The sequence below is a fragment of the Rhizobacter sp. P2_H3 genome, assembly GCF_056403355.1.
Genome location: NZ_JBFUFQ010000283.1, coordinates 1 through 6,547 on the forward strand (window position 1 = coordinate 1; position 6,547 = coordinate 6,547).

8 protein-coding genes are annotated in these 6,547 nt (G+C 65.9%); 3 read left to right on the plus strand and 5 right to left on the minus strand.

Going from position 1 to position 6,547, the window contains the following annotated elements:
- Window positions 1–309 precede the first annotated feature (309 nt).
- Both AC1D1T_RS28765 and AC1D1T_RS28770 read left to right on the plus strand, forming a co-directional pair.
- Window positions 310–1,302, plus strand: coding sequence for a LysR family transcriptional regulator (locus AC1D1T_RS28765; RefSeq protein ID WP_477992969.1), 993 nt, complete (start codon window positions 310–312; stop codon window positions 1,300–1,302).
- A gap of 84 nt (window positions 1,303–1,386) precedes the next feature.
- The gene (locus AC1D1T_RS28770) at window positions 1,387–2,253 is read left to right on the plus strand and encodes an alpha/beta hydrolase (protein WP_465111796.1); all 867 of its coding nucleotides are present in this window, start codon (window positions 1,387–1,389) and stop codon (window positions 2,251–2,253) included.
- Between the two features lie 12 nt (window positions 2,254–2,265).
- Here AC1D1T_RS28770 and AC1D1T_RS28775 read toward each other — a convergent pair whose 3' ends face one another.
- The 5 genes from AC1D1T_RS28775 to AC1D1T_RS28795 all read right to left on the minus strand — a co-directional run bounded on the left by AC1D1T_RS28775 (window position 2,266) and on the right by AC1D1T_RS28795 (window position 6,102).
- On the minus strand, window positions 2,266–2,619 hold the full coding sequence (locus tag AC1D1T_RS28775; RefSeq protein WP_477844734.1) for a hypothetical protein: 354 nt from the start codon (window positions 2,617–2,619) through the stop codon (window positions 2,266–2,268).
- Window positions 2,612–2,977, minus strand: a complete 366-nt coding sequence (locus AC1D1T_RS28780; RefSeq protein ID WP_477829642.1) for a hypothetical protein — start codon at window positions 2,975–2,977, stop codon at window positions 2,612–2,614. Before AC1D1T_RS28780 ends, AC1D1T_RS28775 begins: the two co-directional genes overlap by 8 nt.
- 125 nt (window positions 2,978–3,102) lie before the next feature.
- Window positions 3,103–3,306 (minus strand): hypothetical protein, encoded by a 204-nt coding sequence (locus AC1D1T_RS28785; protein WP_477844736.1) that lies wholly within the window; start codon window positions 3,304–3,306, stop codon window positions 3,103–3,105.
- A gap of 10 nt (window positions 3,307–3,316) precedes the next feature.
- The gene (locus AC1D1T_RS28790) at window positions 3,317–5,473 is read right to left on the minus strand and encodes an RHS repeat domain-containing protein (protein ID WP_477992970.1); all 2,157 of its coding nucleotides are present in this window, start codon (window positions 5,471–5,473) and stop codon (window positions 3,317–3,319) included.
- Window positions 5,470–6,102 (minus strand): hypothetical protein, encoded by a 633-nt coding sequence (locus tag AC1D1T_RS28795; RefSeq protein WP_477992971.1) that lies wholly within the window; start codon window positions 6,100–6,102, stop codon window positions 5,470–5,472. Before AC1D1T_RS28795 ends, AC1D1T_RS28790 begins: the two co-directional genes overlap by 4 nt.
- Window positions 6,103–6,244: 142 nt before the next feature.
- Here AC1D1T_RS28795 and AC1D1T_RS28800 point away from each other — a divergent pair.
- Window positions 6,245–6,547 (plus strand): hypothetical protein (locus AC1D1T_RS28800; RefSeq protein WP_477992972.1); only part of this gene is annotated, 303 nt, incomplete at its 3' end.

Sequence of the window (6,547 nt, forward strand, 5' to 3'; positions counted from 1 at the left end):
GCCGGCGGCGGCCCGCCGGCGGGCGTGGCGGCCATCGCTTCGCCGCCGCGCGAGCAACCGGCCAGCGACAGMAGGGCAGCCGACACGAGCGTCAGCGCGACAGTCGAGAACATCAGAGGGGTGGGACGAAGGGTCATGGGGGTCATCCTGGACAGCGGAGCACAGGGCCCCAGCCGAAATAGAGAGACAAATGGAAATAGTCGACAGTCACGGGAAATACCCCATGCTGCGTTGCACCATCAAATGTATTGGTCTGTGAATCAGTTATAAAGTAGCGTTTTGCGGAATGACTGTTCAGGATTCAAGACAATGGACACCATCAAAGCCATGCAAGCCTTCGTCGGCGTGGTCAACACCGGCGGTTTCACCAGTGCAGCGGAGTTGCTGAACATGCCGAAGGCGACGCTCTCGGCCAGCGTGGCCGAGCTGGAAGGCCACCTGAAGGTGCGGCTGCTGCACCGCACGACGCGCAAGGTGTCGGTGACGGCAGACGGCGCCGCCTATTACGAGCGCTGCGTTCGCATCCTCGAGGATCTTCGTGACGCCGAGGAGTCGTTCTCGTCCAGCCAGGCCTCGCCGCGCGGCAAGCTGCGGGTCGACGTGAGCACCGCGGTGGCGAGCCGGCTGCTCATCCCGCTGCTGCCGTCGTTCTTCGAGCGCTACCCCGACATCGAGCTGGAGCTGGGCTGCAGCGACCGGCCGCTGAACCTGCTGAGCGAGGGTATCGACTGCGCGCTGCGCGTCGGCGAGGTGTCGGACCCGTCGGTGGTGGTGCGCCGGGTCGGCACGATGAACCTGGTGACCTGCGCGACCACCGGCTATCTGGCGCGCCACGGCCGCCCGGAGCACCCGCTCGACCTGAAGAAGCACACCTGCCTGAACTATTTCTCGCTGCGCACCGGCCAGGTGTTCGACTGGGAGTTCGTGCGCAACGGCGAGCGCATCCTGCTGCCGGTGGACAGCCCGCTGACGCTGAACGATTCCAACGCCTACGTCGACGCCTGCCTGGCGGGCCTGGGCGTCGGCCGGCTGCCGACCTACATGTTCCGCCAGTACCCGAGCTGCGGGGTGCTGGAGCTGCTGATGTGCGACTGGCTGTCGGACGAGATCCCGTTCCACGTCGTGTACCCGTCGAACCGCCACCTGTCGTCGAAGGTGCGGGTGTTCGTCGACTGGGTGGCCGAGATCCTGGAGCACCACACCGGCATGAAGATGTGCCACGAGGYGCGCGCCGAGCGCGAGAAGAGCGGCATCAAGCTGCCCAACAAGACGGTGCAGCTGCTCGAAGCGCAGGCGCATTGAGCCGAACGCGAACTATGGCCACTTGAACGCGGGGAGCGTGATCCGGGGATTCAAGCAAAGGGCGCTGCAGCCGAAGATCTGGCCATGCAGCTCCCCTATGCCCTCACCCGTGCCGGCTGGCCTGCCGCCGCGCTGACCGCGTTCGCCGCGGTGGCCGGCGACCGGCTGATCGACACGCAGCAGCGCAAGTGGATCTTCCGGCCGAACAAGCGCAACCGCTGGTCGCAGGCACGCGCGCTGCGCCGGCTCTCGGACATGCAGGAGGTGTGGATCGGCTTCGACTCGCAGCTCAGCGGGCAGCCGGTGCGGCTGCATGGCCTGTGGCTGGCGAACCCCGATCCGAAGGCGCCGTTGATGCTGTACCTGCACGGCGCGCAGCACGAGGTGACCTGCAGCGCCGAGCGCATGCGCCGGCTGCAGCGGCTCGGGTTTTCGGTGCTGGCGATCGACTACCGCGGCTTCGGCAAGAGCGGCGGCGAGCTGCCGTCCGAGGCCAGCGCCTATGAAGACGCCCGCGCCGCGTGGCAGTGGCTCGGCGCCCGGCAACCGGGCCAGGCGCGCTACCTCTTCGGCCACTCGCTGGGCGGTGCGATCGCGATCCACCTGGCGTCCGAGGTCGACGACGCGGCCGGGCTGATCATCGAGAGCAGCTTCACGTCGCTGTCCGACGTGGTCGCGAGCTTCAGCTTCGGCTGGTCGGCGGTGCGCCGCTTCATCACGCAGCGTTTCGACGCGGCGCAGAAGATCGGCGCGGTGCGGGCCCCGGTGCTGGTGGTGCATGGCGACGACGACCAGCTGATCCCGCATGCACTGGGTCGCGCGCTGTACGACGCGGCGGTGTCGGCCAAGCGCTTCGTGCTGGTGCCGGGCGGGTCGCACCACGACACGCATGCGGTCGGCGAAGCGCCGATGCGGCAGGCGCTGTCGGAGTTGTTCGGGCTGCCGGCCTGACACCGGCCGAGCCTACAAGCGCATTCGCGACGCAGGCGTGGAAGAGCCATCCTTGAAAGTCAGGAACCAGACTTCAGCGGCAAGCTCTTGGTCCGCACATCGCTCGGGGCAAATGACTTTCAGCATCTTTGTCCCCTCCTCGGTGGTCTGAATCCAGTTCTCGAACTGCTTTGCAGAAGATGACTCCGTGGGGTGTCCGATGGCACTGCGTATCTCGCCAAGAGTCTTCCCTTGGAAGCTCATGGCCCATGACTGCGGAATCTCGGCCGGCTGCGGCGAGTCGCATCCGCCGAGCTGAATCAGAGTAAGTCCCATCAGAACCCAGACTGTCACGTCGAAGCACGGCGCTACTTCAATGTCAGCCATCGCCTGCTTCCTCACCACCGTCGCCTGGTGTCTTCAAGCGGGCCAGATTCTCAGTTGAACGCCTTGCGTTCTTCCTCACCTGAATGGCCCTGGATTCCTGCAACAGGATCGATCCATTGGGACCAAAGGGCGAACCATCCAACGCCTTCAACCTGCCGCCGCCTATTGACTCCAGGTTCACCGGGAAAGACTGCAGAAACTCAAGTCCGGCGAGCAACGCCTCCATCTCATCGGACCCGGTGATCTCGGTCGTGAGATCGGGATCGTCGCAGGTCAGGACCAAGCACCCCGCTCTACCCTTTGCCTCTTCGGCTTCCGCTTCGGCGTACGGTGCGCTGATGGCCACGTGGATCGGCATCTCGTAGCCGGTTGGTCCGACGAAGATGAGATTGCGAGAGGCGATGGGAAAAAATCGGGGGATTGGATCCAGGGCTATACGAGCTTGTTCATGGAGGCACCGGCTCTCTTGAAGGGCACCTCGCATCAATCTTCCAGGTCCGGGAACTGCCGATAGAGCTGCACGTTGACTTGCATTTCGATGGACCCAATAGCCAGCCCGACGCCCTTCTTCACCTGCTCAAACTCGTGGCTGGGGATCTCGTCCTTGACAATGTCCAGAATCGAAGCGAGTTCCTCGACAGCGGCAAGTGCTTTCCCCTTGATCCTGACTGCTAGATCTCTGTTCATCGTCTCTCCTTCAATCGGGTAGCAAACCGGAATGTCCCCTGTCAAACATGCAACGTCGAAAGCAACGGCGATAGTCCGATGACTGGAGGTCTTTGGGGCAAGTGTCCAGCAGATGCTTGCAATTCTCGAAACATGCGGCGCCGTCCCTTTCGTACTTGTCGCGTGGTGAATCACCGCCTTCAGGTTGTGTGGGCCAACTGGGTCCGATCTTCGGCTGTATTGCCCACCAAGTCCCACCGATGAGTGCCAAGTCTGCCAAGCCCGCACCGAGACTCGGGCCTAGCAACACGACGAAAAAGAGGCGTCCGTCGGGATCGACCTGCGTCAGCGGGTTTCCGCCAGCGTACGTGTACGTCGACAAGCTCCTGCCCGCCAGCCCGATCGGATCACTCTGCGTGTAGTCCCCGCCCTCCCTGCGGTAGTAGCGGTTCCAGTTGTAGAACAGCCCCGATTCCTCATCTGCATACTGCCCCGGGAAGCGCAGATTGAAGGTGAAGTCTCCCAATCCCGCTGGGTTGGTCGGCGGCGCGGTGGTGCCGAAGGGCTCGGCCATCCAGCTCCAGCGCTGCCGGCCTTCGCGGTCGACCACCACGCGCGGCGTGTTCTGGTGGTCGGTGTGGATGAAGTGGACCAGCGGTGCGCCCGCCGAGTCCGTGGGAGCAGGCATGAACACCGCGACCGGCACGTCGTCCAGCCACACATATTCGCGGATGGCCCGGCCTTGCTGGTCGTACTCGCCGAGCAGCTGGCCCTGTGGGTCGTACACGAAGATGACGGTGCTCTGCGGCCCCGCGTTCGTGAACTTGCGGATGCGCCGCCGCTCGGTGTCGTAGCTGTAGCGCGCGCTCATCCCGCCGCGCGACAGCACCGCCAGCTGCCCCGGCAGGTCGTAGCCCGCGGTGTAGCCTGCGCTGTCGCTGGTCGTGTTGCCGGCTTCGTCGTAGCCGAAGCTGCGCGCCGGGTTGGTCATCGCCAGCAACCGGTTGCTGGTCGCTTCGGTGATGTAGGTGCTCGGCACCCCGCTCAGGCTCAGCTCACGGCGGTTGCCGTTCGGATCGTGGGCGATCGCCCAGCTGCTCGTCGCGGTGACCACGCTCGTCAGCCGGCTGTTCGCGTCGTAGCCGAAGCTCTGGTCGAATGCCGGCCGCGGTGTGCCATCCGGTGCCAGGTGCGTGAACGAGACGATCCGGTCCGCCTCGTCGTAGCGGATGTCGCGGAACAGGTCGCCGATGCGCATCCGCACGATGCGCCCATCCAGATCCGTCACGCGTTCATGCGCCTGCGCGCCGCCAGCCATCGCCCACTGCCAGCTTTCGACCGGGCCGAAGGGCTGGTACTTCACCTGGTCGATCAGCGGCAAGGGCTCGCTCACGCCATTCTTCGCCAACGCGATCGACACCACGTGCGCCCCGTTCCAGCGAAGCACGAGCCTGCGCCCCGACGGATAGGTGATACCGGTCAAGCGCCCGAGCGTGTACTCGTAGCCGACCACCGTCGTGACCGTCGCGCTGTTGGCCCCGCTCGCCGGGCTCACGCGCTGCGTGCTCGCGACGACCTCGCCCCATTCGTTGTACGTGTACTGCGTCGATCCGCCCGGAAAGAGGGTCGAGGTCAGCCGCCCGATGCCGAAGCTGAAGCCCGGTCCGGTCTGGCTGTGGTTCCAGACGAGCAGCGCGTCCGGCTGCCCTTCCTTCAGGTACTGGATGGCGTTCAGCCGACCCGCTGCGTCGTAGGCGATGCGCGCGGTCACGCCCCGGCTGTCGATGCGCGTCGACACGCGGCCCGCCTCATCGACGCTGAGGTCGGTGACGCCGGTGTCCGGGCTGATCACCTGATGCCCTCCGCCTGGCTTCTCCGGATAGCGCGTGACCAGCCGGCGCGGGTCGGTCACCTGGGTAAGCCGGTCGCGGCCGTCGTGCTCCAACTCGGTGACGCCACCCGCCGGATCGACATGCGCCTTGACGCGGTTCAGCGGGTCATACGCCAGCCGGGTCTCGAGGTTCAGCGTGCCGGCGCCGCGGATCACCTTGGTGACCTGCCCCTCGGCGTCGTACTCGTGGCGCGTCACCGACCGGGGCGAGACGGGCGGCGGAGGCAAGGTCTGCGCCTCGACGACAGACATGAAGATCGCGCCGCAGGCCACCAGGCATCGCATCGCGCGCCTCATGGCGTCGTCTCCCGGCCTTCGATCTTCTGCACCCGACCGAGATCGTCGACGATGCGCTCCAGCGTGCGCCGCAAGTTCCCGCCGGGATCCTGCACCTTCTCCCGGACCTTGATGCTGGCCATGTCCAGCAGGTAGTCGATGCGGTGGCCCTGCTCGTCGTAGACCGCCACCTTCCGGTGGGCATCGTCGTAGTCCCAGCCGATCCAGCTGCCGTCCGGCAGGGTCAGCCGCTTGAGCTGCCCCGCGGCATCGTAGGTGTAGCGCGTGACGCGCCCGGCCACGTCGCGTGTCAGGAGCCGCTGCCGCAGGTCGTAGGTCTGCCGCGTGACGACGCCATTCGGGTCAACGCTTTCGAGCAGCTTGCCCGATCGGTCGTAGCGCAGGTAGCGCGTGACGCGCCCGTCGCTCGCCGTCTCGCTCTGCAGGTCGCCGACCATGTGGTCGGCGGTCTTGTCCTCGTAGTAGGTCCAGGTCGTCGTCGTGCCGTCCGGCGCCGTCTCGGTGAGCTTCTGCCCGCGTGCGTTGTAGGTCCAGCTCCAGACCTTGGCGCCTGGCGGGTAGCCCGCCATCGCATTCAGCGGCAAGGCGAGTGAAACGATGACGGCAAGCCGTCTGGTGATGTCCAGCATGAATCCCCCTGATCTCTGTTGCGCTTGACGCGTCGCAGTCTTCAGAGGGGATGTGCAGAAAATATGGAGATCACCCTTTCGGCAGTGCGCCGGGCTCATGCAGCCCTGCGTGTTCCAATCGGGGATTCCGATTGGATCCGCCATGGCCACGCTGAAACTGAAGAAAGACGCGGGCTCGTCCGCCCCCGACAAACCGGCCCGTGCGCCCTTGCGCAGCACCGGCATGAAGAAGCGTCCGACCTTGTCGCAGGCGCAGGCCGATCGCGCCGAGCGCGAGGCGCGCTACCAGGAGCAGTTGCGCCAGCGCTTCGGCGACCAGCCGCCGGCCGAGTTCACGCGCCGCGGCGAGCCGTCCCGCCCGGAGCCGACCGGCCGCAAACCGCGGCCGATCGGACCGTCGGGGCCGCGCCGTGACGAAGCGCCCGCCCCCTTCCAGGCCCAGGCC